The sequence below is a fragment of the Rhodoferax koreense genome (genome assembly GCF_001955695.1).
Taxonomy (GTDB): Bacteria; Pseudomonadota; Gammaproteobacteria; order Burkholderiales; family Burkholderiaceae_C; genus Rhodoferax_B; species Rhodoferax_B koreensis.
The window spans coordinates 2,390,483-2,416,253 of the sequence record NZ_CP019236.1 but is presented as its reverse complement, the minus strand read 5'-3'; the positions used below and the strand labels follow the sequence as shown (position 1 = coordinate 2,416,253).

Here is a 25,771-nt window from a genome sequence, read left to right as displayed (position 1 = left end):
ATGGGTGGATCAAAACGGTGCGAATGGGCAACTTCAATCTTGGATACAAGTCAGGACGCAAATTCTGTGCCTGCGGTTCCGGGGCTTCACGGCATCAGGCTCACGTGCGCAGCGACGACCTTCCAGCCCTTTTCGGTGCGCAACCAGGTCTGGCTCTGCCGGCCCATCTTGCTGCTGCCTTCGCGCTGGAACTCGATGTTGGTGGTGGCGAAGTCGTAGCCGTAGGTGGTGATGACGGTCTTGAGCACGGTGCGCGCCAGGCCCTGCGCCGGCCGGGCGGCGCGGAACGCCTGGATCGCCTCGAAGCCGTAGAGGTTCTCGCCCGTGCCGTAGCGCAGCGTGTGCGGGCTGTTCCAGAACAGGGCGTCGAGCACCTCGACCTTGTTGTTCACCAGGGCGTCTTCGTACTGCGCGAAGACGGCGCTGACTTCGGCATGGACCTTGGGCAGGTTGGTGGCGTGGATCATCGTCGGGGCCTTTCAGAAAAACGTGCAGGGGCCGACCGGCGCACGCACCACGCCGGCGGCTTCGAGGCTTGCCGCCACGCGCAGCACCAGGTCTTCGCGCCAGGGCGCGCCGATGACCTGCACGCCGATCGGCAGGCCGGGCAATCTGGGATCGGCACCCCACACCGGCACCGCGCACACCGGCAGGCCGATGCACGAGATCGGCTGCGTCAGCAAGCCCATGCTCGGGCGCAGCGGCAGCCTGCGGCCGTTGATCTCGAAGCTCTCGGTGCCGATGGGTGTGGCCGCGCACGGCGTGGCCGGCGCAAGCAGGATGTCGAAGTGTTCGAACACACGCGCCACGGCCTCCGCATAGGCGCGCCGCACGCGCTGCGCCCGTGCCACCCAGGCCGCGGGCAACATCGCACCGGCAAGGAAGCGGTCGCGCGACAGCGGTTCGAAATCGTTGGGACGGCGGCGCAAATTGGCCAGGTGCAAGGCGCCAGCCTCGGCGTTGGTGATGAGAAAGGCCGCGGCGCGGCCGGCCTCGACCAGCGGCAGCTCCACCCGCTCGACGGCCGACAAGGCCTCGGCGACCCGATGCACCGCGGCCAATGCCGCCGACTGCGCATTGCGCTCGAAGTAGCCGCCGAGCACACCGATGCGCAGGCCCTGCGTGCCGAGGCCGAGCTGCGCCACGGTGGGCTCGATCGCGCCTTGCGCGGCACCGGGGTCATAACCTTCGGCGGCCGTGCCCGCGCCGGCTTCCGGTCCCTGCATCGCGTCGTAGCTCAGCGCCAGGTCGCGCGCGGAACGCGCGAACGGGCCAAGATGGTCCAGGCTCGAGATGAACGGGAAACTGCCGGTGCGCGGCAACCGGCCGAAGGTCGGCTTCAGGCCGAAGATGCCGCACAGCGAAGACGGCACGCGGATCGAGCCATTGGTGTCGGAGCCCAGCGTGATCGCCACCTGCCCTGCCGCCACGGCCGCGCCCGATCCACCCGACGAACCGCCAGCGATGCGCGACAGGTCGTGCGGATTGCGCACCGGGCCCTCATGGCTGTTCTCGGTGGTGAAGCCGTAGGCGTATTCGTCCATGTTCAGGCCGCCCACCAGTACCGCGCCGGCCGCTTCCATGCGCTGCACCAGCACGCCATCGGCCGTGGCCGGTGCGCTGTCGCGTTCGATCTTCGAGCCGGCCAGGGTGCGGATGCCGGCGATGTCGAACAGGTTCTTCACCGCGAACGGCACGCCGAGCAAGGGCCGTTCGCGCAGCGGGCCCGATGGTGCGGCGGCCAGCTGCGCATCGAGCTCGGCGGCCCGCTTCAAGGCACGTTCGCGCACCACGTCGGTGAAGGCGTTGACCTGGCCGTCGGTCGCGGCGATGCGGGCCAAGCTGGCCTGGACCAACGCCGTGGCGCTGAGCCGGCCGCTGCGCACGGCCTCGGCCATGGCGGCACCGTCCATGGTGAACAGTTCGTCCGTGGCGCTCATGCTTCACCTTCGCGCGGTGAAATCGGCGTGAAGTGCACGGCCGCCTCGTGATGCGGTTCGAGCGGCACTGCATCGACCAGCGCCGCCATGTCCGCCGCGAGCCCGAAGTAACGCAGCACGCCGGGGCGGTGGGCGGTTTCGATGGTCAGGTCAAGCAGCGCCGAAGCGGCATCGACATAGGCCTCGATCTGCGCCGGACTCATCGGCGCACCTCGCGTTGGAAGATCTCCAGGCTGAGTTTCTTGGCGCTGATGAAACTCGGGGCCGACAAGGTGTCCACCGTGCGTGGCCGCGGGTCGTTGTACGGCAGGATCTCAGCCACGCGCGTCGGCCGCTTGGTCAGCAGCAGCACCTCGTCCGCCAGGTACACCGCCTCCTCCAGGTCGTGCGAGACCAGCAGCATGGTGGTGCCGGTCTGCATGAAAACTTCCTGCAGCTTCTCGCGGATGAACAGCGTCATCTCGAAATCGAGCGCGGAGAACGGCTCATCGAGGAACAGCACCTCGGGCCCGGGGGCCAGCGCGCGCATGATGGACGCCGTCTGCTGCTGCCCGCCAGAGAGCTCGTAGGGAAAACGGTTCAGATCGAACTTCACGTCGAACGAGGCCACGAGTTCGGCCATGCGCCGATCCACCTCGGCCTTGCTGCGGCCTTCGAGCTTGAGCGGATAGGCGATGTTGTCGATGGTGCGCATCCACGGGAACATGGCCTCGCGGTAGTTCTGGAACACGTAGCCGATCTTGGTGTCCTTGAGGCTCTTGCCGTCGAACAGGATCTGCCCCGCGTCGATCGGGATCAGCCCGGCGATCATGTTGATCAGCGTGCTCTTGCCGCAGCCGTTGGGGCCGAACACCGACACGATCTTGTGCTTCGGGATGTCGAGGTTGAAGTCCTCGTACAGCGGCCAGCCCGCGAAGTATTTGGTGAGTCCACGGATGGTGATGTGGGTGCCGGCCGGGCCAGGCTGGTAGGGGCGTACCGGGACGTCGGCGTACACCGGGCCGTTTAAGACAGCAGACATATCAAAGCTCCTTGATGCAACAAGTCAACATCGGCGCCGGCAGATCAGCCATTCCAGGGACACCGCGGAACTGGCTTTGCCAGGCCGCAGGTGTCGCCCCCTGCATGGGGGTTGGTGGCCACACGAAGTCAGCAAGCCTGGGGGTGTTCAATCCTTTCATCGTCCGCTCCAATGCACGATTTTTCGTTCCGCGATCAGGAACAGGATATTGAGGGCGTAACCCAGCGCACCGGCCGCGAGGATGGCCGCGTACATGCTCTTCACGTTGAGCACCTGCTGCGCATCGATGATGCGGTGACCCAGGCCGTTGTCGGAGCCGATGAACATCTCGGCCACGATCACGATCACCAGGGCCATCGACACGGCGGAGCGCAGGCCGACGAAGGTGGGCTGCAGGCTCTCCCAGATCAGCACGTCCTTGAAGATCTGCCAGCGCGAGGCGCCCATCACCCGTGCCGCCATTACGCGCTGCTTGCGCGCGTTGATCACGCCATAGGCGCTGTTGAAGATCACGATGAGGAAGGCGCCGAAGGCGGCGATGGCCACCTTGTTGATGTCCGACACGCCGAAGATCAGCAGGAACAGCGGAATCAGCGCCGACGAAGGCGTGGAGCGGAAGAAGTCGATCAGGAATTCCACGCTGCGGTAGGCCCGCTCGTTGCTGCCGAGCAGCACACCGAGCGGCACGCCGACCACGCCGGCGATGACGAAGGCTTCGAGCGTGCGCATCACGGTGACGCCGAAGTCGAGCAGCAGCGGGCCACCGGCCAGGCCGGTGACCAGCGCCGTTACCGTGTCGAAGGGCGTGGGCAGCAGGATCGGCTTGATGAAGCCGAGCCGCACCACCAGGTCCCAGATGATGAACAGCGCGATCGGCCCGATGACAGGCAGGAAGCGGTCCCACACCGGGGGCTTCGGCGCGGCGGATGCGGCCTTGGCGGGTGGCGCCCAGGCGCCCGGGGTTGTCGTGGTGTCGGCCATGGTGACAGCCTCAGGCCTTGTAGATCAGGCCATCGACCACGACCTTCTTCTCGAAGATGCCCTTCTCCGTGAACAGGTCGTAGAACTTCTGGAAGTAGGCCAGGTCGCTGGGCTTGAACTCGCTGTAAAGCATGTAGGAGGCCAGCGGCACCTCGGCCGTGAGCGGGCCTTCGATGGCGGTGTAGCCTTTCATGAACTGGCGCGCCTCTTCGGGCTTGGTGCGCACGAGCTCGATGCCCCTGGCGTAGGCGGCGATGAACTTCTTCGCCACTTCAGGGTTCTTCTTGATGAACTCGGTGGTGAGGCTGGCCGCGCCGCCGTGCCACGGCGCCATGGCGTCACCCAGGATGTATTTGGCCACCACGCCGGCTTCGATCACCCGCGTGGTGCCGTTCATGCGGCCGATGGTGCCGGTGGGCTCGAGCGTGTAGCACGCGTCGACCTGGCCCGCGACGAGCGAGGCGATGTGCTGGCCGATGGGCAGCTCGCTCACCGTGGCCCCCGTGGCGCCGGCGCGCTCCAGCATGGTCTTGCACAGCGTGACGTTCTGGATGCCGGGGCCGGACGCGACCTTCTTGCCCTTGAGGTCGACCATGGTCTTGATGGGGCTGTCCTTCGCGGTGATGAACTCGTCGAGCACGTACTTGGCGTTGCTCGGGTTGGTGGCGAAGATCTTGAACAGGCCGGGCTGGGCGATCTCGCCGATGGCCAGGTTGGCCGCGCCCGTGCCATTGGAGCTGCCGTCGGAGCGGCCCGACAGCATGGCTTCCATCACCTGCTGCGCGCCGGCGAACTTGAGCGCCTCCACCTCGAGGCCGGCCTCCTTGAAGTAGCCCTTCTCGATCGCCGCGAAGAACGGCAGGCCCGCAGCCACCGGCCAGTAGCCGACGCGGATCTTCGGGCCGGCCTGCGCCCGCACGATGGCCGGCGCGCCGATCAGACCCAGCGCCGCTGAAGCGCCCGTGGCTTGCAGGATGCGGCGTCGCGATGCGCTGCGCGGGGGGGTGGTATCGACTGGTTTCATGAAAGCTCCTGCAAAAATGGAAAACAAAAGAACCGGGTCACTTGGCCTGTAGCGAGGCGATGTACGCGCGCCAGCCACCGAACTCACTGACGTCCCGTGCGCCGGCCAGCGCCAGCGGCTCGCAGATGAAGCCCTGCACGCTGCTGCCGTCGGCCAGGCTCAGCGTGCCGATGCCCAGCGGATGCGGGATCAGCGCGACGAAGCTGCCGTACAGCGCGGCCGGCATGCGCCAGACCTCGACGGCGATGCGGCTGCCCTGTCCCGGCGCCACGCGCAGCAGGCCGGGCTTGGGCGGCACGGTGTTCGGCAAGGCATAGAGCCGGTAGTCGGGCGCGGTTTCGGTCGTGCGTTCGAGCGAGGCGCCGCGTTCGGTGAGCTGGCCGTTCAGCGGCATGCCCGAGAGATGGGCGCCGACCACGGCCACACGGATCATGGGCACCTCGCTCGCGGCCTTGATGCCGGCGATCGGCTGCGCCGGCGGCAAGGCTTCACCTGTAGCGCCCTGCGTCAGCCCGGTCGAATGGTGATAACGCTGGCCGAGGTCGGCCAACTGCCAGTCGCTGCCGCAGGGGCCGATGAAGGTGATGCCGAACGGCAGGCCATCGGGCCGCATCGTGCTCGGCACCGAGATGGCGGCGTAGTCGAGCAGGTTCACGAAATTGGTGTAGGCGCCGAGGTTGCGGTTCAGCGCCACCGGGTCGGCCTGCATCGCGGCCACGGTGTAGTGCGTGGGCGCGGTGGGCACGAGCAGCACGTCGATGTCCCGCCACATGGCCGCGGCCTGCTGGCCGTAGCCGCGCAGGGCCGTCTGGGCTTCGCACAGGTCGGCCGCGCTGTAGGCCTGGCCATCGGCAAGGATGCCGCGCACCGGCTCCACCACCGCATCGGCATGGGCGTCGAAGAAGCTGCGCACCGCCGCGTAGCGCTCGGCCACGAGGGCGCTTTCATACAGCAGTGCGGCGGCGCTGGCCAGCGGCGTGTAGTCGATCGTGACCCGGATGCCACCCATGGCTTCGAGCCGCGCGATGGATTCGGCGAACGCAGCTTCCGCCGCCCGGTCGCCGAAGAACGCCAGCGTAGACGGCACGCCGAAACGGAATGCAGCCGGCCAGGCGGTATCGGCCAGGTGCAGTCCCCGCGAATAGGGATCGCGCGGGTCGTAGCCCATCGCCACGTGCAACACCCGCGCCGCCACGTCCACGGTGCGCGCGAAGATCGACACGCAGTCCGCGCTCTGCGCGGCCGGCACGACGCCGCACGCACTCAGCAGGCCCTTGGACGGCTTGATGCCGACGATGTTGTTCAGGCCGGCCGGCACGCGGCCCGAGCCGGCCGTGTCCGTGCCCAGCGCGAAGTCCACCTGCCCGCTGGCCACCACATAGGCCGAACCGGAACTCGAGCCGCCCGACACATAGGCCGGATCGAAGGCGTTCGGCACCGGGCCGTACGGCGAACGCGTGCCGTTCAGGCCACACGCGAACTGGTCGAGGTTGGTCTTGCCGTGCAGCGCCGCACCGGCTTCGAGCAGTTTCTGCACCACGCTGGCGTGCGCCGTGGGCTGGTAGGCGAAGGCCGGGCACGCGGCCGTGGTGGGGAAACCGGCGGCGTCGATGTTGTCCTTGACCGCGAAGGCCAGGCCGGACAAGGCACCGGCCTCGCCCAGCGCGACAGGCTTGTCCGAACGGGTGATCCAGGCGTTGGCCGGGTCGGCCAGGGCGGCTGCGCGGCCCATGTCGGAAAAAGTTTTTTCTTGCACCACTTTAAGGCATCCTAACTTGTGTACAAGTTGAGATGCAAGCGCCGTGCCAGTTGATCGCTTCCGGTGTTCTGTGGCGCGTGTTGGCGCCGTGGCCGCCCGGCCGGGCGGTGCTGAGCGGCCGGGAGGAAGGCGCCGCTACCCCAGCCGGGTTCCGCTCGGCCTTACCTCGTAAAGGATCTGGCTATCGCACGATGCGCAGCCAGGCCACGTCAGCCCTGCGCCGGCGCCACCGAAGCGCCCTGGATGCCGTGCCGTTGCAGTGCTTCGGCGACGAAGCCGCTCGCCTTCATGTCTTCGACGAATCGGCGCAACACCGATGCCGCCGCCGCACCACGTCCCTTGGGCAGGCCCATCGCCTGCTGGATCACCATGAACCGCCCGGGCAGCAGACGAAGGCCGGGCACACGCTGCGCATCGGCCTCGAGCTGCTGCTTGACGCCAGCGGCGACTTCGGCGCCCAGTTCGAGGAAGCTGTCGACCACTTTGGGGGAACTCGGCGCACGCAGGATTTCCGCCTGCTTGAGCTCGCGCGTGAGGTAGAGGTCGTAAGCACTGCCCTTGCCCACCACCACGCGCTGGCCGGGCCGATCGACCTCGTCGTTGGCCTGCAGCGGCGATGCCTGCCTGACCAGGTAGGCCCCTTCGATGAGCACATACGGCGCGGTGAAGTCGATGCCGGCCCCACGCACCGGATCGACCGCGAAGAATCCGAAATCGGCCTGCGCCTGCGTCACGGCTTCCACCGATTTTCCGGCCGTATCGAACACCACCAGCTCAAGCTCGACACCGAGCAGGCGCGCGAAGCCACGGGCCAGATCGATGGAAACGCCGAACGGCTTGCCGTCCTGGCCGAGGTTCGCCAGGATGGGATTGCCCAGGTTGATGGACGCGCGCAGCGTACCGGTCGGGGCGAAGGTTTGGACGAGCTCAGCGTGAATGGACATGGTGCTTGGTGGCCGCCGGGCGGCGACGGAAATGATGGACCCGGCCCACGCATGTTGGACCGACAGACCCCGAGGATGCCGCAGGCAGGCGCTACAGTAAAGGGCCCGCCCCTGCGCCACCACGGAGCCCCACATGCCAGAACCGGAAATCCAGACCATCGCTACTCGCATCGCCTACCAGAACCCGTGGATGACGGTGCGTGAGGACCGGATCGTGCGCGCCAGCGGCGCCATCGGCCTCTACGGTGTGGTCGAGAAACCCGACTTCGCCCTCGTCGTGCCGGTGCAGGACGGCCGCATGCACCTGGTGCAGCAGTACCGCTACCCGGTCGGCGAACGTTTCTGGGAATTCCCCCAGGGCTCTACCACCGGTGGTGAGGTCGACCGCCAGGCCCAAGCCGCGACGGAGCTGCGCGAGGAAACCGGCTTCACCGCCGCCGAATGGCGTTACGCCGGCAACCTGTTCGCGGCCTACGGCTACACCAAGCAAGGTTTCGACGTCTACCTGGCGACGCAACTCACGCCGGGGCCGACCGAACTCGAATCGGAAGAAGAAGGCCTGATCTCACGGGACTTCAGCATCGACGAAGTCGAGCGCATGATCCTGGACGGCGTGATCCGCGACGGTTCGACGGTGGCGGCGTTTGGGTTGCTGCGGATGAAGGGATGGATCTGAGGCATGGCCGAACCCCTCGTCGCCCAATACGGACCCGATGTCCCCCAGGCCATCGCGCGCATGATCGCCAGCGTGCATCCACGCTTTCCCGTCGATGCCTTCCTGCACGACGCGTTAGCGGGCTACGACGCGTTGGCCCTGATGCCGCGTGGCCGGCATATCGCACGAGCCCTGCAGCGACACCTGCCGCCGGACTTTGGCGAGGCGCTGCGCATCCTGCTGGCCTCGGTCGACCAGCCGCACGGGCGCGCGCCGGGGCTGTCGCTGGCGTCTTTCCTTTTCCTGCCGCACACGGTGTTCGTGGCCGAATTCGGGCTCGACCATTTCGAGGCGTCGATGCAGGCGCAACACATGCTCACCCAACGCTTCACCGCCGAATTCAGCATCCGCCCTTTCCTGCAGCACCGGCCCGAAGCCACACTCGCCCGTCTGGCCGAGTGGACACGCGACCCGAGCGAACACGTTCGCCGACTGGTCTCCGAGGGTACGCGGCCACGGCTGCCCTGGGCGCCGCGCCTGCCGGCATTCCAGCGCGACCCGACCCCGGTGCTGGCGCTGCTGGAGCGGCTCAAGGACGACCCCGCGCTCTATGTGCGGCGCTCGGTGGCCAACAACCTGAACGACATCGGCAAGGACCATCCCGACGTGTTGACGGCCACCGCGCAGGACTGGCTGCAGGGCGCCACGCCCGAGCGGCGCTGGGTGGTGCAGCACGCGCTGCGTTCGGCGGTGAAACGGGGCGAGCCGGGCGCACTGGCGGCGCTGGGCTTCGGTGCGTCGGCCGAGGTGGCGATCGCCCGCCCCAGCGTGACGCCGCAGCAGGCATTGGTCGGCGGCACGCTCAGCATCGCTTTCGACGTGACCAACACCACCGCCGGGCCGCAGCGCGTGCTTGTGGACTTTGCGGTGCACTACGTCAAGGCCAACGGCCAGAGCCGCGCCAAGGTATTCAAACTCAAGACGCTCGATCTGGCCGCACACGAAACACAGCGCGTGGGCAAATCCATCTCACTTGCCGAGATGACGACGCGCAAGCACTATCCCGGCCTGCACCGGGTGGAGGCGATCCTCAATGGCCGCGCCGAAGAACTCGGTAGTTTCGAACTGAAGACGGCGTGATGGCTAAGCCAGCCTGAATCGGCTGATCACCTGCGCGAGCTGCGCCGCCTGCTGCTTCAGGCTGGCCGCGGCGGCGCTGCTTTCCTCCACCAGCGCCGCGTTCTGCTGGGTGACCTGGTCCAGTTGCGCCACCGACTGACCGACCTGGCCGATACCGGTGGTCTGCTCCGAGCTCGCGGCGCTGATCTCGTTGATCAGCACACTCACGCGCTGCACCTGGGCCACGATGTCCTGCATGGACTTGCCGGCGTCGGCCACCAGCGTGGTGCCCGCTTCCACATTGCCCACGCTCTCGCCGATCAGCGTCTTGATCTGCTTGGCCGCCTCGGCGCTGCGCTGCGCCAGGCCGCGCACCTCGCTGGCCACCACGGCGAAGCCGCGGCCCTGCTCCCCGGCGCGCGCGGCTTCCACCGCGGCGTTGAGCGCGAGGATGTTGGTCTGGAACGCGATGCCGTCGATCACGCCGATGATGTCGGCGATCTTGCGCGCGCTGCTGGTGATGTCGCCCATGGTGGCGACCACCCGGCCGACGACCACGCCGCCCTGGGCCGCGGCTTCGGAGGCACTGGCCGCCATCTGGCTGGCCTGGCGCGCGGTGTCCGCGTTCTGCCGCACGGTGGCGGTAAGCTGTTCCATCGAGGCCGCAGTCTGCTCCAGGCTGGCGGCCTGCGCTTCGGTGCGCTGGCTCAGGTCCACGCTGCCATTGGCGATTTCACTGGAGCCGGTGGCGATGCTTTCGCTGCTCTTGCGCACCGTGCCCACCAGTTGCACCAGGCTGTCGTTCATGGTCTTCAGCGCGCCCAGCAGTTCGGCAGTCTCCCCGGTGCCGGTGACTTCGATGCGCGACCCCAGATCGCCGGAGGCCACGGTGCGGGTGATGGCCACGGCACGGTCCAGCGGGCCGGTGATGCTGCGTCCGACGACGACACCGATCACGAACAGCAGCGCCGCCGACACCACCGCGGTGACCAGCATCGTGAGCCGCGCGGTGGCGGCCATGGACACGCTCTCGGCTTCGGTGGCCTTGACCTGGGCCTCGATCATTTCGCCCAGCGTCTCCATCTCGTCCTCGAGCGTCTTGAACGCCGCGCTGAAGCCCGTCATCTGCACATCGGCCGCGGCCGTGTCGCTGAAGGCCAGGCGCACCACCTGGCCGGCGCTGGCGACATAAGCGTCGAGTGCGGGGCGGAGCTTGACGATCGCGGCACCGACCTGCGGGTCGAGCGCCGTGGCGCGCAGATCTTCGAGGGATTGGCGGAACTGCTTCACGTGCTCGTCCAGCTCGGTCTGGACGGCCGCCTGCTCGGAGCTTTCCTTGCGGCTGCCGGCCAGCATGGCGCGCAGGGCGTCGCCGCGCAGCGCGTCGTGCATCATGTCGGCCTCCATCTGGTTCTTCAACGCCGAACTGGTCTCAGTCAGACGGTTCGAAGCTTCCGCGAGCTGCGTCACGGCCGCATAGCCGATGCCCCCCACGGCGAGCACGAATAGGAGCCCCAACAGGCTGAAGGCCAGCATCTTGTGGCGAATGGCAAGGTTCAAACGCATGGCGGCTTTCGGCTGATTACGAGCAGAAACACTCTACACGCAATGCAGGACATTTGGCACAGCCACGGTCCCGTTACGCTGATGAAATACCCTCAGCCCCTGTGACGGAAATCGGATCAGACTATTCCGTCTTGGCGCCAGCTTGAAACCACTGCCCGATCAGCGCACGCTCGGCCTCGGTGATGTTGGTGGCGTTGCCCATCGGCATGATCCTGGTCACCACGGCCTGCTGGTAGATCGCCTGGGCATGCAGCTTGACATTCGCCGGCGAGTCCAGCCGTACGTTCTTCATCTGCATCTGCGCGCCGTGGCACAGGTAGCAGCGCTGCTCCAGCACCTTCTGCAGCTCGGCGTAGCCCGGGCCGGCCGCCGCGGTGTTCGTGGCGCCCCCCGCGTTGGGCGTCGCCGACACCGCCACGGGCTGCGGCAGCGGCTTCATCCAGGCGACGGCGCCGGCGATCACGGCCACTCCGACCAGCGCATAGCCGATCGGGTTGCGGTTGCGACCGAGCTTCCAGCCGTGGCGCATGACGAAGAACTGGCGGATGGCCGCGCCGGCGAACATCATCACGATCAGCACCAGCCAGTTCTGCGGATGGCTGTAGGTGAAGCTGTAGTGGTTGCTGAGCATGGCGAACAGCACCGGCAGCGTGAAATACGTGTTGTGCACGCTGCGCTGCTTGCCACGTTGGCCGTGCACCGGGTCGACCGGCGTGCCGGCCTTGATCGAGGCGATGATCTTGCGCTGGCCGGGGATGATCCAGAAGAACACGTTGGCGCTCATGGTGGTGGCGATCATCGCGCCCACCAGCAGGAAGGCCGCGCGCCCGGCGAACCAGTGGCAGGCCAGCCACGCAGCGAAGCACACCAACAGGCCCACCAGCAGGCCGACGATGGCGTCGCCGTTGCGGCGCTTGCCGAACACCTGGCAGATCGCGTCGTACAACATCCAGAACACCACGAGGAAGGAAAGCGCCACGCCGATGGCCGCGCCCGGCGACCAGTTCATCAGCGAACGGTCGATCAGGTAGACGCTGGCGTTCCAGAGGTAGGAAACGGTGAACAGGCTGAAGCCGGTGATCCAGGTGGTGTAGCTTTCCCAGTAGAACCAGTGCAGGTGGCCGGGCAGCTTGGGCGGGGCGCCGGCGAACTTGACGGGGTGGTAGAAACCGCCGCCGTGCACGGCCCAGAGTTCGCCGCTCACGCCCTGGCGTTTGAGGTCGTCGTCTTCCGGCGGCGTGAGGCTGCTGTCGAGGAAGACAAAATAGAACGACGAGCCGACCCAGGCGATCGCGGTGATGACGTGGACCCAGCGCAGCAGCAGGTTGGCCCAGTCGAGGTAATAACTTTCCATCTCTCAACCTTTCGGGTGCCTGCGCGCCCGTCCGGGAGGACGTGTTCCATCGCGGCACATTTTTGATGTCCCAACCTGCTCACCACCGCGGGCGCTCTGAGCAGGCAATCGGCCGCGAACAAAAACCCGATCGCGTTGAGCGATGGAGCCTTGCGCCGCTGCGGCCTGTTGTATCGATTGTAAGAAGAGAAACAAGGCGGCTCACCGCCTTCGCGCTCTTCCCGTGCCTCCTCAGCCTTCGATTTGCAATAACTGTGCCGCCACCGCCACAGCGATCACCTCCGGTTCCTTGCCCCGGATACCGGGCACGCCGATCGGGCAGGTCACCCGGCCCAGTTCAGTGTCGGAAAAGCCGCGCTGGCGCAGCCGGCGCTGGAAGGTGGCCCATTTGGTGGCGCTGCCGATCAGGCCGATGTAGGGCAGATCGCCGCGGCTTCGCTGGCGCAGCAGGCAGGCGGCCACGATGTCCAGGTCTTCGGCGTGGCTGAAGCTCATGATCAATACCAGCGTGCCGGCGGCCAAGCCGGGCACGGCGGCCTGCACGGGATCGGAAGTTTCGCAAGCGACCTGGCCGGGCAGGCTTTCGGGGAAGATGCCGTCGCGGCTGTCGATCCAGGTCAGGCTGAAGGGCAGCGGTGCGAACACCTGGGCCAACGCGCTGCCCACGTGGCCGCCGCCGAACAACGCCACCGGCCGCATCGGGCGCTGCAGCCTTGCGCGCAGTCTCGCCACGTCGCCCACACCCACCGTCTCGAAACGCAGATGCACGACGCCGCCACAGCATTGCCCCAGACTGGGGCCGAGGGCATAACGCCTGGTTTCGCCGTCGGAGGCGGTGTCTCCGGCCAGCCGCGCCCGCGCTTCGGCGATGGCGTCGAACTCGAGGTGACCACCGCCAATGGTACCCACCATCGCGTCGGCGAATACGGCCATCCAGGTGCCGACACCGCGCGGCACCGAGCCTTGGGTAGACTCCACGCTCACCAGCACCGCCGGTGCGGCCACGGGGCCGGCCAGGCGACTCAGGAAATGCTCGATCCCATTCACAACAAGAAACCTCGGCAGCGTCGGCGCAACATCGCACCCTCGTTTTGTAAGGCAAAGTATGCCTTGCACCATGTCGAAGCAACCATGGAGGCCATTCGGCCAGCCACATGACCAAAACCAAGGACACGCCAGGCAGCTGGAAGATCCGCAGCCTGACACTCGGCTTCACCGCCGGCGCGGCCGCCATCCTGGCCGGCTGCTCGGGCGCACCCGCCCCTGCGCCGCCGGTGGCCACCCGGCCGCCCCCGGCCAGCAGCGGCCCGGCATCCGCCGCGCCGTCCGAGACGCGACCCGCCGCGCCCAAGGTGTCCAACGCCGCCAATCCGCGGGATTACCGGCGCGACGCGGCGCAACACCTGTACGACCAGAACGCCGACCGCATCTGGAAGGGCAAGCTGCAGCCCAACCTCTATGCCATCGGCACGCTGCAGGTCGAACTCGACCGCAACGGCCTGGTGACGCGGCTGCACTGGATGCGGGCGCCGAGCCATGCGCCCGAGGTGGTGAAGGAAATCGAACGCACCGTGCGCGAGGCAGCGCCGTTTCCCACGCCGTCGCGCATGGGCAAGGTCACCTATACCGAAACCTGGCTGTGGGACAAGAGCGGCAGGTTCCAGCTCGACACGCTGACCGAGGGCCAGCTCTAGACGCGTCGGGGCAGCCGGGGTCAGTCGGCGCTTTGCTCTTCGCCCACGCCTGCCTGCGCGGCCGGCCGGGACTGACGATGCCCCGGCTTGGCCAGGATCTCCACGTAGAACTGGTCCAGGCCCTGTTGCGCCAGCTGGTCGATCAGGCCGTTGATCTCGGCCAGGTGCGCCACGGCCGCGGTTTCCGGCGTGGCACCGAACCGGCAATCGAAATCGAGAAAGTCCACGCCTTCGGGCAGATCGCGTCGGCGCTCACGTTTGACGTACTTGCGGATTTCGTATTTGACCGCGTCCAGAACCCGGTCGCGGTTCTTGCCTTCGATGTTGAGTTGGAAAGTTTTCTTCATGGGCGATGGTAACTGCTGCCGCCGCTCAGATCGCCTGCCCCAGCCGCTTCACACCTTCCTCGATCTTCGCCACATCCGCCGTGGCGAAGCTGAGCCGCAAGGTGGCGTGGTCCGGGTCCTTGGCGTAGAACGGCGCGCCCGGCACGAAGGCCACGTTCTTCTCGATCGCGCGCTTGGCGAGTTCTGCACCGTCGGCCACCGTGCCGTTGGCACCCGTGAGCCGCGCCCAGAAGAACAGGCCGCCCTGCGGCTGCGTGAAGCTGATGGCATCGCCCAATTCGCGGCGCAGCGCATCGCCCATGGCCCTGGCGCGTTCGCCGTAGACCTTGCGCACGTTGGCCAGCGTGGCGGGCATGCGGCCGGCCTTGAGGTATTGCGCGGCCGTGGCCTGGGCGAAGGTACTGGTGTGGGCGTCGCTGAACTGCTTGCACATCGTGGCCTTGGCCAGCAGCTCGGCCGGAGCGATCATCCAGCCCACGCGCAGGCCGGGGCTCAGCACCTTGCTCAGGCTGCCGCAATGCGCGATGAAGTCGCGGCTGCCTGGCACGTCGGCGCTCAGCGACAGGATGCTCGGCGGCGGAGCGTCCCCGAAATACAGGTCGCCATAAGGGTCGTCCTCGACGATCAGCGTCTGGTATTTGACGGCCAGCTCGAGCACCTTCTTGCGCCGCGCCAGGCTCAGCATGGCGCCGCTGGGGTTGCCGAAGGTGGGGATCAGGTAGACGAACTTCGGTTTGTGCTCGGCGATCAACTGCTCGAGCCGGTCGGTATCGACGCCGTCGGCATCCACCGGCGCACTCACCAGGTCGGCACCGTACAGGCGGAAACACTGGATGGTGGCGAGGAAGGTCGGCCCTTCGACGATCACCTTGTCGCCCGGGTCGATCATGGTCTTGCCCAGCAGATCCAGCGCCTGCTGGCTACCGGTGGTGACGATCAGGTCTTCGGGCTTGAGCCCGGCCACGCCCTTGGTGCCCATGAACGACGCCAGTTGCTCGCGCAGCGGGTTGTAGCCCTCGGTGGCGCCGTATTGCAATGCGCCGCCGGCTTCGCTCGCCAGTGCCGCATTCACGGCTTCCTGGATGCCCGACACGTCGAACATCGCGCTGTCCGGAAAGCCGCCCGCGAAGCTGATGATGCCGGGCTTGCCCAGCAGCTTGAAGAGTTCGCGGATGGCGGAAGTTTCGACGTTGTTCAGGCGGTCGGCGAATGGCAGGGACATGATCAATTCTCGGTCTTGGAAAGAATGGCGACGATGTTAGCGCCTGCGGCTGCCGGCTTCAGGCCGTCCACGAAAACCTTCGGCACGAAACTCCTTAAAAGGCGTAATTTGAAATAACCCCATAAGGGGAGTAATATGGTTTAACTACCCCTAAGGCGTCATCCCATGTATCTCGCAGACTCACCCCAGCAGTTGCGGACCATTTTGCGTTCCCTCAGGCAGGCGCGTGGCATGACGCAGGCGCAGCTGGGCGAGCGCATCGGCGTGACGCAAAAGCGCATCGCCCGCATCGAGGCCGCACCCGAGAAAACCGCCTACGACCAGATCGCGCGCATCGTCACCGCGCTGGGCGGCCGGCTGGTGATCGACGAGCCGGCGCGCCATCGCGTGGCCGAGTCGGAACCTGACAGTTGGTAAGCAAAACCATGCAGACAATGCTTCCGCCATGGTGACGTTTCGCCGCCCCCGAAGCGATCCGCGCGATCACATGCTGGCGGTATGGACCAACGGCGAACATGTGGGCACCTGGTCGATGGTCAATGGCGAGCACCGCTTCCAGTATGACGAAGCCTGGCTGGCCTCGCCGGCCACACGCTGGCTGTCGCTGTCGCTACCGTTCACACCCGAAAACGTCGCCCACCGTGGCGCCGTGGTGCTCAACTTTTTCGAGAACCTGCTGCCCGACAGCGACGCTATCCGCCAACGCATGCAGGACCGGTTCGCCACCGGCAGCAACGCGCCCTTCGATCTGCTGGCTGCAGTCGGCCGCGACTGCGTGGGCGCGATTCAGCTACTGCCGCTGGGGCAGGCACCGGTCGGTTTCGACCGCATCGAGGCCAAGACCCTGCGTGACATTGGCGTCGAACAAGCCATCCACAACGCCGTGGCCGGCGGACGCGTACTCGGCCAGTTCGATGACGATGACTTCCGCTTCTCCATCGCCGGCGCACAGGAGAAAACAGCCCTGCTCTGGCATGAAGGCGCATGGTGCCGGCCGCTCGGCGCCACGCCGACGACGCACATCTTCAAGCTGCCGCTGGGCCTGGTGGGCAACATGCGCGCCGACATGCAGACCTCGGTCGAGAACGAATGGCTGTGTGCCCGGCTCATCGCGCAACTCGGCCTGCCGGTAGCCGACTGCGAAATCGCCCGTTTTGGCGAACAGAAGGTGCTGGTGGTGGAACGTTTCGACCGCATGCTGCTGCAACCGGCCGGCTCGCCGGCATGGATCGCCAGGCTGCCGCAGGAAGATTTTTGCCAGGCCCTGGGCGTGGCCGGCGCCATGAAATACGAGGCCGACGGCGGGCCGGGCATCCGTGCCGTCTTGCGCCAGTTGGACAACAGCAGCCGTGCCGACGCCGACAAGCTGGTCTTCATCCAGACTCAGCTCGCCTTCTGGCTCATGGCCGCCACCGATGGCCACGCGAAGAACTTCTCCATCTTCCTGGAACGCGGCGGCGGCTATCGCCTGACGCCGCTGTACGACGTGATCTCGGCCTGGCCGATCGTCGGCACCGGGCCGCGCCAGATCCACCCGCGCCGCGCCAAACTTGCGATGGCGCTGCGTGGCAAGAATACGCACTACCACCTGCACGAGATCCACACGCGCCACTGGCAGCAATTGGCGCTGCAAAGCGGTGTGCCCGGGGCCTTCGATCACATGGTGGCTCTGGTGCTGCAGGTGCCGGATGCGCTCGACCAGGTGGCGCAAACCTTGCCGAAAGACTTTCCGCCCGGCGTGTTCGAGGCTATCCGCCGCGGCATGCTGGCCCAGGCCGAGCTATTCGTGGACGAACTCGACTAGGCTATCGTCTCATCCCCAGAAGGAAACGACATGTCCATCGAAACCAAAACCCTGCCCGCCATGCACCTGGCCTACGTGCGCCACACCGGCCCCTACGGCAGCCCCGGCATCGCGCAGCAATGGGCCAGCTTCGGCGAATGGGCCACGGCCCAGGGGCTGATGACGCCGCGCCGCCGCATGCTCGGCATCAGCCTGGACAACCCGATGACCACGCCGCCGGCCCAGTGTCGCTACGACCTGTGCATCGAGGTGGATTCCGACTTCAAGCCCGAAGGCGGCATCGCCTTGCAGGATTTCCCCGGCGGCCGATACGCCTGCGTGCCATTCAAGGGCACGGCGCTGGCCATCGGCCCGGCGTGGATGCAGGTGTTTGCGCAGTGGCTGCCGCAAAGCGGCCTGCGGCCGACCGGCCAGCCGGCGTTCGAGTTCTACGACACCGACTTCGAATTCGACGCGCAGACCGGCGTGTTCAACTGCGAACTCTGCGTGCCGGTCTGATCAGAACCCTGCAGCCAGACCGTCACGCCGCGAATCACTGGCGACCAGGTACCCCTCGACCTTCGGATCGCCCATGCGCCAGATGAACTGGCCGGCGCCGAAGTCCTGGTAGGAATCGTTGATCACATCCATGCGGTGGCCGCGGTCGGCCAGGCCCTGCACCGTGGCCTTGGCCATGGCCGCTTCCACGTTGATCTCGAGCCCCGCATTGAAGCGCCAGCGCGGCGCGTCGCAAGCGGCCTGCGGGTTCTGGCCATAGTCGAGCATGCGCACCAGGGTCTGCATGTGGCCTTGCGGCTGCATGTTGCCGCCCATCACGCCGTAACTCATCACCGGCTGGCCGTCCTTGGTGAGGAAGGCCGGGATGATGGTGTGGAACGGCCGCTTGCCCGGCGCCACCAGGTTGGCGGTGTTCGGACCGGCCGGATCGGTGTTGAAGCCGTGGCCGCGGTTCTGCAGGCTGATGCCGAACTCGGGCTCGACACAACCGGAACCGAAGCCCATGTAGTTGCTCTGGATGAAGCTGACCATCATGCCGTTTTCGTCGGCAGCGGTCAGGTAGATGGTGCCGCCCTTGACCGGGTTGCCGGCGCCGAAATCCTGCGCACGCTTCATGTCGATGAGCCTGGCGCGCGAAGCGAGGTAGGCCGGGTCGAGCAGGCGCTCGGGCGGGAACTCCATCGCATAAGGGTCGGCCACATACCGGTAGACGTCGGCGAAGGCGAGTTTCATGGCCTCGATCTGCAGATGCTGCGAATCGACGCCGTCCACCGCATGGCTGGCCAAATCGAACTGCTCCAGGATACCGACGGCGATCAGCGCAGCGATGCCCTGGCCGTTCGGCGGGATCTCGTGCAGCGTGTGGCCACGGTAGTTCTGCGCCATCGGCTTCACCCATTCGGGCTTGAACGTGGCCAGGTCTTCCAGCGACAGCGCGCCGCCCTGCTCCTTGGCGAAACGCACCAGGGCCTCGGCGATCTCGCCGCGGTAGAAGGCTTCACCCTTGCTCTGCGCGATGGCCCGCAACGCACGCGCGGCGGCGGGAAAGCGGAACAGCTCGCCGACCTCGGGTGCACGGCCCCAAGGCAGAAAGGCTTCGGCGAAGCCGGCAACGGAGCGCAGTTCCGGCGTGGCCGCGGCCCATTTCTGCTGCACCACCGGCGGAATCAGGTAGCCCCGCTCGGCGATCTCGATCGCCGGCTCCATCAGGTCGGCGAAAGGCAGCTTGCCGAAACGCTCGCTCAGCGCCATCCAGCCAGCCACGGCACCCGGCACCGTCACGCTGTCGATGCCGCGCTTGGGCGGGGTCTTGGTGTCGGCGCCGTACTTGGTCTTGAAGTAGTCCGGCGTCCAGGCCTGGGGCGCGGTGCCGCTGGCGTTCAGGCCGTGCAGTTCCTTGCCATCCCACAGGATGCAGAAGGCGTCGCTGCCCAGGCCGTTGCTCACCGGCTCGGTCAGCGTGATGGTGGCCGCGGCGGCGATGGCCGCGTCGACCGCGCTGCCGCCCTTGTAGAGCATGCGCAGACCGGCCTGCGCCGCGAGTGGATGGGATGTCGACACCACGTTGCGCGCGAACACGGGGATGCGCACCGAAGGATAAGGATTGCTGAAGTTGAAGTTCATGGAATGCGCCCTGGTTTATTCGCCGGTGATCTTGCGTTCGACAATGATGGCACGCCACTTGGCCGCGTCGGCCGCAACCATCTGCGCCAGTTGCGCAGGTGTGCTGCCCACAGGCTCGATGCCGAGCCGCGCCAGCTTGTCCTTCACCTCCGGGTCGGCGAGCGACTGGTTCACCGCGGCGTTAACCCTGGCCACGATGTCGGCCGGCAGGGCCTTCGGGCCATACAGCCCGAACCAGGTGTTCGACTCGTAACCAGGCAACACCTCGGCAATGGCCGGCAGTTCGGGCGCCATGGCCGTGCGTTTGGCGGAGGTGACCGCCAGTGCGCGCAGCCGGCCCTCGCGCACATGCGGCAGGCCGGTGGGCAGCGAATCGAACAACACGTCGACCTTGCCGCTGACCAGATCGGGAATCGCCAGCGCCGTGCCCTTGTACGGGATGTGCACCATGAACACGCCGGCCTGCGACTTGAACAGTTCGGCCGTGAGCTGCACGATGGTGCCGGGCCCGCTGGAGGCGTAGTTCAGCTTGCCGGGGTTCTTCTTCGCATAGTCGATCCACTCCTTCAGCGTCTTGGCCGGGCTGCTGTTGGGCACCAGCATGATGCTCGGTGCATTGCCCACGTGGGAGATGGGCGTGAAGTCGCGCACCGTGTCGTATGGCAGCCGCGAGGTCAGCGCCGGGCCGATGGAATGGGTGCTGGAGGTAGCCAGCAGCAGGGTGTAGCCATCGGCGGGGGCCTTGGCCACCACGTCCGAGCCGATGGCGCCACCCGCGCCTGGGCGGTTTTCCACGACGATGGCGGTGCCGAGTTTCTCGCCGACCTTCTGCGACAACACGCGCGCGAAGATGTCGGTGGCGCCGCCCGCCGGGAACGGCACGACGAGGCGCACCGGCTTGTTCGGATAGGCCTGGGCCAGGGCCGCGCCCGTGCCACTCCCTGCGCCCGCCGCGATGACGGCGGAAATGATCAGCTTGCGCCTGGAAAACATGTTGGACTCTTTCAATGGTTCGGATCTCCGCCGGCTCGGGACCGGCGGCTGCAGACCTTCGATTATCGAAACCCTGCGCCGCCAGGGAAAGCGAATAATGCTTTACCATGAATAAAGAAAAACTTTATTGTCGATCCTTGCAATCCTATTTTTATTTGCCGTTCCGATGAGCAGCGTCCGCGTCCTGAAGACCTTCCTCGCGGTGGCTGCCGAAGGGTCGTTCGCCGGCGCGGCGCAGCGCGTGGCGCTCACCCAGGCGGCCGTCGGCCTGCAGATGCGCCAGCTGGAAGCCGAACTGCGCCGTGCGCTGTTCGAGCGCAGCGGCAAGACGGTGCGGCTCAACCAGGCCGGCCGCGAATTGCGACCCCAGGCCGAAAAACTGGTCGACCTGTTCGAGCAGATGCGCGAGCCGGAACATGCGCCGCGCGCCATGGAGGGCACGTTGCACGTCGGCGCGGTGGTTTCGGCGCTGCGCCCGCTGCTGCAGGCCACGCTCGCGCTCAAACGGCTCCATCCCGCCCTCGACCTGCACGTGAGCGCCGCCAAGTCCGGCGAACTGCTGGCGCGCGTGGGTGCGGGGGAATTGGACGCGGCCATCGCGGTGCACGAGCCCGGCGCCGACCGCATGCAGGCCGGACTGGCCTGGACCCCGCTGTACGCCGAGCCGATGGTGGTGCTGGCGGCCCGGCGCATGCCCGAGCAACCGATCCGCAGCCTGGTGCAGAGCCAACCCTTCATCCGCTTCGACCGCCAGGAACACACGGGCCAGCTCGTCGACCGAACCTTGCGCCGGCTGCGCGCGCGCCCGCAGGAGTTCCTGGAGCTCAACGCCATCGAGACCATCGTCGACCTGGTGCGCGCCGGCCTGGGCGTGACCATGGTGCCGCTGCTGCGCGACAACCGCTGGGCTGCCGATCCCAAGCTGCGCGTGCTCGACATCCCCGGCGCAGCCGAGGCGCGCCACATGGCCCTGGTGCAGCCCAGGACCAGCGGCAAGCGCAAGCTCATCGATGCGGTGGGCGCGGCGTTCCAGGGCAAGGCTCGCTCCGCCGGCAAGGCCGCACCTTAGACTCGCCGGGCAAGCCAAACCGACTGACCCATGAAAACCGCCGCGATCGAACCCTTCTTCGCCACCCTCCAGGCCGCGAATCCGCAACCCAACACCGAGCTGGAATACACCAGCGTCTTCGAACTGTTGGCCGCCGTGCTGCTGTCGGCGCAGGCCACCGACGTGGGCGTGAACAAGGCCACGCGCCGCCTGTACCCGGTGGCCAGCACGCCCCAGGCCATCCTCGACCTCGGGCTCGAAGGGTTGGAAGGCTTCATCAAGACCATCGGCCTGTACCGCAGCAAGGCCAGACACCTGATGCAGACCTGCCGCATCCTGGTCGACCAGCACGGCGGCGTGGTGCCGCGCACGCGAGAAGCGCTGGAAGCCCTGCCCGGCGTGGGCCGCAAGACGGCCAACGTGGTGCTCAACGTGGCGTTCGGCGAACCGACCATGGCGGTGGACACGCACATCTTCCGCGTTGGCAACCGCACCGGCCTCGCGCCAGGCAAGACGCCGCTGGCGGTGGAGTTGCAACTGCTCAAACGCGTTCCCAAAGCCTATCTGGTGGACGCCCACCACTGGCTGATCCTGCATGGGCGCTACATCTGCCAGGCGCGCAAGCCACGTTGCTGGGAATGCGCGGTGTCGCCGTATTGCGACTACAAGCCCAAGACGCCGGCGCCGGTGCCGGAGCGCCGTGGCGGATAGCGTTCGTCGAGCCAGCGCTCGAGCTGCTCGGCCGGCATGGGCCGCGCGAACAGATAACCCTGCACCACGGCGCAACTGCGGTCGTGCAGGAAATCGAACTGGCTCTGCGTCTCCACCCCTTCGGCAACCACGGTCAGCCCCAGGCCTTCACCGATGTGCATCACCGACTGGATCAAAGAACGCGCGGCCGGGCTGTCGTCGAGGTCCTGCACGAAGCTCTTGTCGAGCTTGAGCTCCTTCATCGGCAGGCGGTGCAGGTAACTCAGGCTCGAATAGCCGGTGCCGAAATCGTCGAGCGAGAGGTGCACGCCGAGCGAATGGACGGCATGGATGCTGGTCTGCACCCCTTCGGCGCTGTCGAGCATGGCGCGTTCGGTCATCTCCAGCGTCAGGCTGTCGGGGCTGAGGCCGTAGCTGCGCAGGCAGGCCGCCACGCGCACCGCCAGTCCGACATCCTGGAAGTTCTGGGCCGACAGGTTGACCGCCACGCGCGGCACCGCGATGCCACGGGAACGCCAATCGGCGAGCTGACGGCAGGCCTCGGTCAGCGCCCACTCGCCGAAGGCGCCGATCAGGCCGCATTCCTCGGCCAGCGGAATGAAGCGTTCGGGCGACACGTTGCCGAAGCGCGGATGGTGCCAGCGCGCGAGGGCCTCGACGCCGTACAGCGGCCGGCCCTCGCCGCAGAACATCTGCGGCTGGTAATGCAGGCAGAGTTGCCCGTCGCCCAGCGCCTCGCGCAGCGCCGACTCGAGCGCCACCCGCTCCTGCGCCACGCGGTTCATGCCATCGTTGAAGAAGCGCGAGCAGTTGCGCCCATCCACCTTGGCCTGGGCCATGGCCAGGTCGGCATGGCGCAGCAGCGTGTCCATGTCGGCACCATCCTCGGGGAACATGGCCACGCCGATGCTCGCGCCGGGGTTGACCACGCCGCCCTCGAGGGCGAACGGCGCGGCGATCGCATTGAGCAGCCGCTCGGCGGCCACGGCGGCGTGCTCCACCGAACAACTGGGCAGGATCGCGGCGAATTCGTCACCCGACAACCGCCCGACCAGGTCGATGCCGCGCACGCAGCGGGTGAGCCGCTCGCCGACCTCGCGCAGCAGCGCGTCGCCCGCGGCATGGCCCTGGCTGTCGTTGACGAGCTTGAAGCGGTCGAGGTCGATCACCAGGACCGCCAGCGTGGACACGGAAAGTGCCACTTCGTCGAGCTCACGCTCGGCCTGGCTGTACAGCATCTCACGGTTCGGCAGGCCGGTCAGGACGTCGTAGAAAGCCAGCTGGTGCAGGTGGGCGCGGGTCTTCTCGCGTTCCAGCGCCAGCGCGCACACCGGCGTGCACAGTTCGACCAGGCGCTGCTCGAACGCATCGGGATGGTGCGGCGCGCGGGAATAGAACACGAAGGCACCGAGCACCTCGCCGTTCTTGGCCTCGATGGGGCGGATCCAGCAGGCGGCCATGTCCAATTGCCGCAGCAGCAGCCGGTAAGGTGCGTCCAGCGCATCGTTCGCGCCGGGGTCGAGCAACAGGTCCTCGGGCACCGCGACGACGACGCGTTCCTCGCAGCAATGCAGCACCGCCTCCGGCGCGACGACGAGGTGCTGCAACCAGTCCGCATATTCCGCGGGCAGGCTGGGCGCGGCCAGCCCGCGCAGCCAGGTGCCGCTGCCGCCATGGGCCACATCGAGCACGGTGGCCGCCAGACCGGGTGCGATGCGTTCGATCTCGAGGCAGACCAGCGACATCACCTTGCCCAGCGACTGCTCGTGCAGCATGGCATCGAGCACCTTGTACTGCAGCACCTCGTGGATCTTGGCCAGCGTGATGTCCGACAGCACATACACCAGGTGCAGCAACCGGCCCGCGTCGTCGAACACCGGATTCACCAGTCCCGATACCCAAAGGGGGCGGCCCGCGCGCGTGTAGACCAGCACTTCGTTGTGGTGCCCACCCGGCGAGGGCACGCGGTGGTGGATCTCGTGGATCAGCGCCGGGTCCGTGTCGCGGCCGGCCAGCACGTCGATCAGGCGGTGGCCGATGACCTCCGCCTCGGTATATCCGAACATGCGCGTGAAGCCGGCATTGGCGAATTGCAGGCGCTGGTCAGGGCCGGCCAGCAGCATGGCACTGTCGCTCCCCAGTGCAAACAGCGACAGCAGGTGCGGCGCGATGGCGTGGTTGGCCAGGGCTGACGAGATCCGCCGCCGCGCAGCCTCGTCACCGGCGGTTGATGTTTCAGCTAGGTTAGGTGTCATGCGCCCGAAGGTCACCAGGTTTTCGCCGGCAGTTTAGCAGTCAAGCGTGTCAAAAGCAGCCTTCTGGCGCCTCGCGGAGCACCCGGTTACATCGCCAACTTCTAATGCGTGTCGCTTGCTTTTTGCGACACGCCGGCCGAAGCGAAACTGGCCATTTCGCGCAGCACGACGCAGGCCGATTGCAGCAGCGGCCAGGCCAGCGCCGCGGCCGAGCCTTCGCCCAGGCGCAGCCCCAGGTCCAGCAGCGGTGAAACGCCAAGGTGGCGCAACAGCGCGGCATGGCCCGCCTCGCCGGAGCGGTGGGAGAACACGCAACGCTGCAGCACGGCGGGCTCCAGCCGGTGGGCCACCAACACCACGGCGGTGGTGATGAAGCCGTCGACCACGATCACGCGGTTGGTGGCCGCCGCCTCGAGCACGGCGCCGAGCATCGTGGCCATCTCGAAGCCGCCGAAGGCCTGCAGCGCGGCCAGCGGTGTGGTGGCGGCCTCATGGCGCAACAGCACGGCGCGCAGCACCTGGGCCTTGCGTGCCACCGCCGCTGCATCGAGTCCGGTGCCGGAGCCGGTGCATTCGGCAATGTCCAGCCCGGTCAGCCTGGCCTGGAGCAGCGAAGCCGCCGAGGTGTTGCCGATGCCCATCTCGCCGAGCAGCAGCACATTGCCGGGCAGCCGCTGGACCAGCGCCCTGCCGTTGGCCATGGCCTGGGCGCACTGGGCGGCGCTCATCGCCTCCTCGACGAACGCATCGGCCGTGCCAGGCGCGATCTTGCAGACCACGAGGCCGGCGCGTTCCGCCGGGCCATCCGGCGGCAGGAAGTCGTGACGCACCCCGCAATCGGCCACCGTCAGCGCCAGGCCGTGCTGGCGCGCGAGCACGCTCACGCAGGCGCCGCCGGCGAGGAAGTTCTCCACCATCTGCCAGGTCACGTCGCTCGGGTAGGCCGAGACGCCGCGCGCGGCCAGGCCGTGGTCGCCGGCGAACACCACGAGCTGCGGCTGCTGCAGGCTGGGGGTCTCGGTCTGCAGGATCAGGCCGATCTGCAGGGCCAGCGCCTCGAGGACGCCGAGCGAGCCGACCGGCTTGGTCTTCTGGTCGAGCCGCTGCTGCAGCTTGGCCCGCAGATCGGCATTGGAAAGATCGGGCAACATGGGCGACAGCGAGTGGGTTGCGGTGACAGGGTTGGGCATGAATACTGCTTTCTTTGAAGGCG

At 67.2% G+C, this 25,771-nt stretch carries 25 protein-coding genes; 8 read left to right on the top strand and 17 right to left on the bottom strand.

The window, feature by feature from the left end:
- Positions 1-86: 86 nt before the first annotated feature.
- The 8 genes from hpxZ to RD110_RS11395 all read right to left on the bottom strand — a co-directional run bounded on the left by hpxZ (position 87) and on the right by RD110_RS11395 (position 7,669).
- On the bottom strand, positions 87-467 hold the full coding sequence (gene hpxZ / locus RD110_RS11430; protein ID WP_076199554.1) for an oxalurate catabolism protein HpxZ: 381 nt from the start codon (positions 465-467) through the stop codon (positions 87-89).
- A 12-nt stretch (positions 468-479) separates the two neighbouring features.
- Positions 480-1,940 carry an AtzE family amidohydrolase gene (locus RD110_RS11425; protein WP_076199552.1) on the bottom strand — a complete coding sequence of 487 codons (1,461 nt, stop codon included), beginning with the start codon at positions 1,938-1,940 and terminating at the stop codon, positions 480-482.
- Complete coding sequence (locus RD110_RS11420; protein ID WP_076199550.1) at positions 1,937-2,143, bottom strand: DUF4089 domain-containing protein; 207 nt, start codon at positions 2,141-2,143, stop codon at positions 1,937-1,939. Before RD110_RS11420 ends, RD110_RS11425 begins: the two co-directional genes overlap by 4 nt.
- A complete protein-coding gene (locus tag RD110_RS11415) occupies positions 2,140-2,961 on the bottom strand; it encodes an ABC transporter ATP-binding protein (RefSeq protein WP_076199548.1) in 822 nt (273 codons plus the stop codon). Before RD110_RS11415 ends, RD110_RS11420 begins: the two co-directional genes overlap by 4 nt.
- Before the next feature lie 156 nt (positions 2,962-3,117).
- On the bottom strand, positions 3,118-3,942 hold the full coding sequence (locus RD110_RS11410; RefSeq protein ID WP_076199546.1) for an ABC transporter permease: 825 nt from the start codon (positions 3,940-3,942) through the stop codon (positions 3,118-3,120).
- A 10-nt stretch (positions 3,943-3,952) separates the two neighbouring features.
- Positions 3,953-4,966 (bottom strand): ABC transporter substrate-binding protein, encoded by a 1,014-nt coding sequence (locus RD110_RS11405; RefSeq protein ID WP_076199544.1) that lies wholly within the window; start codon positions 4,964-4,966, stop codon positions 3,953-3,955.
- Between the two features lie 37 nt (positions 4,967-5,003).
- Entirely contained in the window at positions 5,004-6,722 is a 1,719-nt protein-coding gene (gene atzF / locus RD110_RS11400) for an allophanate hydrolase (RefSeq protein ID WP_275425871.1), read from the bottom strand.
- Positions 6,723-6,934: 212 nt separating this feature from the next.
- Positions 6,935-7,669 carry an ABC transporter substrate-binding protein gene (locus RD110_RS11395; protein ID WP_076199540.1) on the bottom strand — a complete coding sequence of 245 codons (735 nt, stop codon included), beginning with the start codon at positions 7,667-7,669 and terminating at the stop codon, positions 6,935-6,937.
- A gap of 133 nt (positions 7,670-7,802) precedes the next feature.
- Between RD110_RS11395 and RD110_RS11390 the strand changes: the two genes are divergently transcribed.
- Together RD110_RS11390 and RD110_RS11385 are read left to right on the top strand one after the other, a co-directional pair.
- Entirely contained in the window at positions 7,803-8,345 is a 543-nt protein-coding gene (locus RD110_RS11390) for an NUDIX domain-containing protein (RefSeq protein WP_076199538.1), read from the top strand.
- A 3-nt stretch (positions 8,346-8,348) separates the two neighbouring features.
- Positions 8,349-9,464 carry a DNA alkylation repair protein gene (locus RD110_RS11385; RefSeq protein ID WP_076199536.1) on the top strand — a complete coding sequence of 372 codons (1,116 nt, stop codon included), beginning with the start codon at positions 8,349-8,351 and terminating at the stop codon, positions 9,462-9,464.
- 3 nt (positions 9,465-9,467) lie between these two features.
- Here RD110_RS11385 and RD110_RS28840 read toward each other — a convergent pair whose 3' ends face one another.
- From RD110_RS28840 to xdhC, 3 genes are all read right to left on the bottom strand, one after another.
- The gene (locus RD110_RS28840; protein WP_076199534.1) at positions 9,468-11,009 is read right to left on the bottom strand and encodes a methyl-accepting chemotaxis protein; all 1,542 of its coding nucleotides are present in this window, start codon (positions 11,007-11,009) and stop codon (positions 9,468-9,470) included.
- Positions 11,010-11,130: 121 nt separating this feature from the next.
- Positions 11,131-12,363 (bottom strand): urate hydroxylase PuuD, encoded by a 1,233-nt coding sequence (locus tag RD110_RS11375; protein WP_076199532.1) that lies wholly within the window; start codon positions 12,361-12,363, stop codon positions 11,131-11,133.
- 231 nt (positions 12,364-12,594) lie between these two features.
- Positions 12,595-13,410, bottom strand: coding sequence for a xanthine dehydrogenase accessory protein XdhC (gene xdhC / locus RD110_RS11370; RefSeq protein WP_076199530.1), 816 nt, complete (start codon positions 13,408-13,410; stop codon positions 12,595-12,597).
- Positions 13,411-13,517: 107 nt separating this feature from the next.
- Here xdhC and RD110_RS11365 point away from each other — a divergent pair, with 107 nt between their 5' ends.
- Positions 13,518-14,057 (top strand): hypothetical protein, encoded by a 540-nt coding sequence (locus RD110_RS11365; RefSeq protein WP_239467219.1) that lies wholly within the window; start codon positions 13,518-13,520, stop codon positions 14,055-14,057.
- Positions 14,058-14,077: 20 nt separating this feature from the next.
- On the opposite strand, the gene RD110_RS11360 is transcribed toward RD110_RS11365, so the two are convergent.
- A complete protein-coding gene (locus RD110_RS11360) occupies positions 14,078-14,404 on the bottom strand; it encodes a DUF6172 family protein (protein ID WP_076199528.1) in 327 nt (108 codons plus the stop codon).
- A 25-nt stretch (positions 14,405-14,429) separates the two neighbouring features.
- Positions 14,430-15,620, bottom strand: a complete 1,191-nt coding sequence (locus RD110_RS11355) for an aminotransferase-like domain-containing protein (RefSeq protein ID WP_076204818.1) — start codon at positions 15,618-15,620, stop codon at positions 14,430-14,432.
- Between the two features lie 171 nt (positions 15,621-15,791).
- Between RD110_RS11355 and RD110_RS11350 the strand changes: the two genes are divergently transcribed.
- The 3 genes from RD110_RS11350 to RD110_RS11340 are packed head-to-tail and all read left to right on the top strand — an operon-like array spanning position 15,792 to position 17,928.
- Complete coding sequence (locus RD110_RS11350) at positions 15,792-16,043, top strand: helix-turn-helix transcriptional regulator (RefSeq protein ID WP_076199526.1); 252 nt, start codon at positions 15,792-15,794, stop codon at positions 16,041-16,043.
- Positions 16,044-16,071: 28 nt separating this feature from the next.
- A complete protein-coding gene (locus RD110_RS11345; protein ID WP_076199524.1) occupies positions 16,072-17,430 on the top strand; it encodes a type II toxin-antitoxin system HipA family toxin in 1,359 nt (452 codons plus the stop codon).
- Between the two features lie 30 nt (positions 17,431-17,460).
- Positions 17,461-17,928: an AraC family transcriptional regulator gene (locus RD110_RS11340; RefSeq protein WP_076199522.1), complete on the top strand. Its 468-nt coding sequence runs from the start codon at positions 17,461-17,463 to the stop codon at positions 17,926-17,928.
- Here RD110_RS11340 and RD110_RS11335 read toward each other — a convergent pair whose 3' ends face one another.
- Positions 17,929-19,551 carry a gamma-glutamyltransferase family protein gene (locus RD110_RS11335; protein WP_076199520.1) on the bottom strand — a complete coding sequence of 541 codons (1,623 nt, stop codon included), beginning with the start codon at positions 19,549-19,551 and terminating at the stop codon, positions 17,929-17,931.
- Between the two features lie 15 nt (positions 19,552-19,566).
- Complete coding sequence (locus RD110_RS11330; RefSeq protein ID WP_076199518.1) at positions 19,567-20,544, bottom strand: Bug family tripartite tricarboxylate transporter substrate binding protein; 978 nt, start codon at positions 20,542-20,544, stop codon at positions 19,567-19,569.
- A 166-nt stretch (positions 20,545-20,710) separates the two neighbouring features.
- Between RD110_RS11330 and RD110_RS11325 the strand changes: the two genes are divergently transcribed.
- Positions 20,711-21,613 carry a LysR family transcriptional regulator gene (locus RD110_RS11325; RefSeq protein ID WP_076199516.1) on the top strand — a complete coding sequence of 301 codons (903 nt, stop codon included), beginning with the start codon at positions 20,711-20,713 and terminating at the stop codon, positions 21,611-21,613.
- A gap of 30 nt (positions 21,614-21,643) precedes the next feature.
- Positions 21,644-22,303, top strand: a complete 660-nt coding sequence (nth, locus tag RD110_RS11320; RefSeq protein WP_076199514.1) for an endonuclease III — start codon at positions 21,644-21,646, stop codon at positions 22,301-22,303.
- Here nth and RD110_RS11315 read toward each other — a convergent pair.
- Positions 22,255-24,558 (bottom strand): sensor domain-containing protein, encoded by a 2,304-nt coding sequence (locus RD110_RS11315; protein WP_083686218.1) that lies wholly within the window; start codon positions 24,556-24,558, stop codon positions 22,255-22,257. The two genes, nth and RD110_RS11315, sit on opposite strands and share 49 nt — an antisense overlap.
- A 101-nt stretch (positions 24,559-24,659) precedes the next feature.
- On the bottom strand, positions 24,660-25,748 hold the full coding sequence (gene cobT, locus RD110_RS11310) for a nicotinate-nucleotide--dimethylbenzimidazole phosphoribosyltransferase (protein ID WP_076199510.1): 1,089 nt from the start codon (positions 25,746-25,748) through the stop codon (positions 24,660-24,662).
- Positions 25,749-25,771 lie beyond the last annotated feature (23 nt).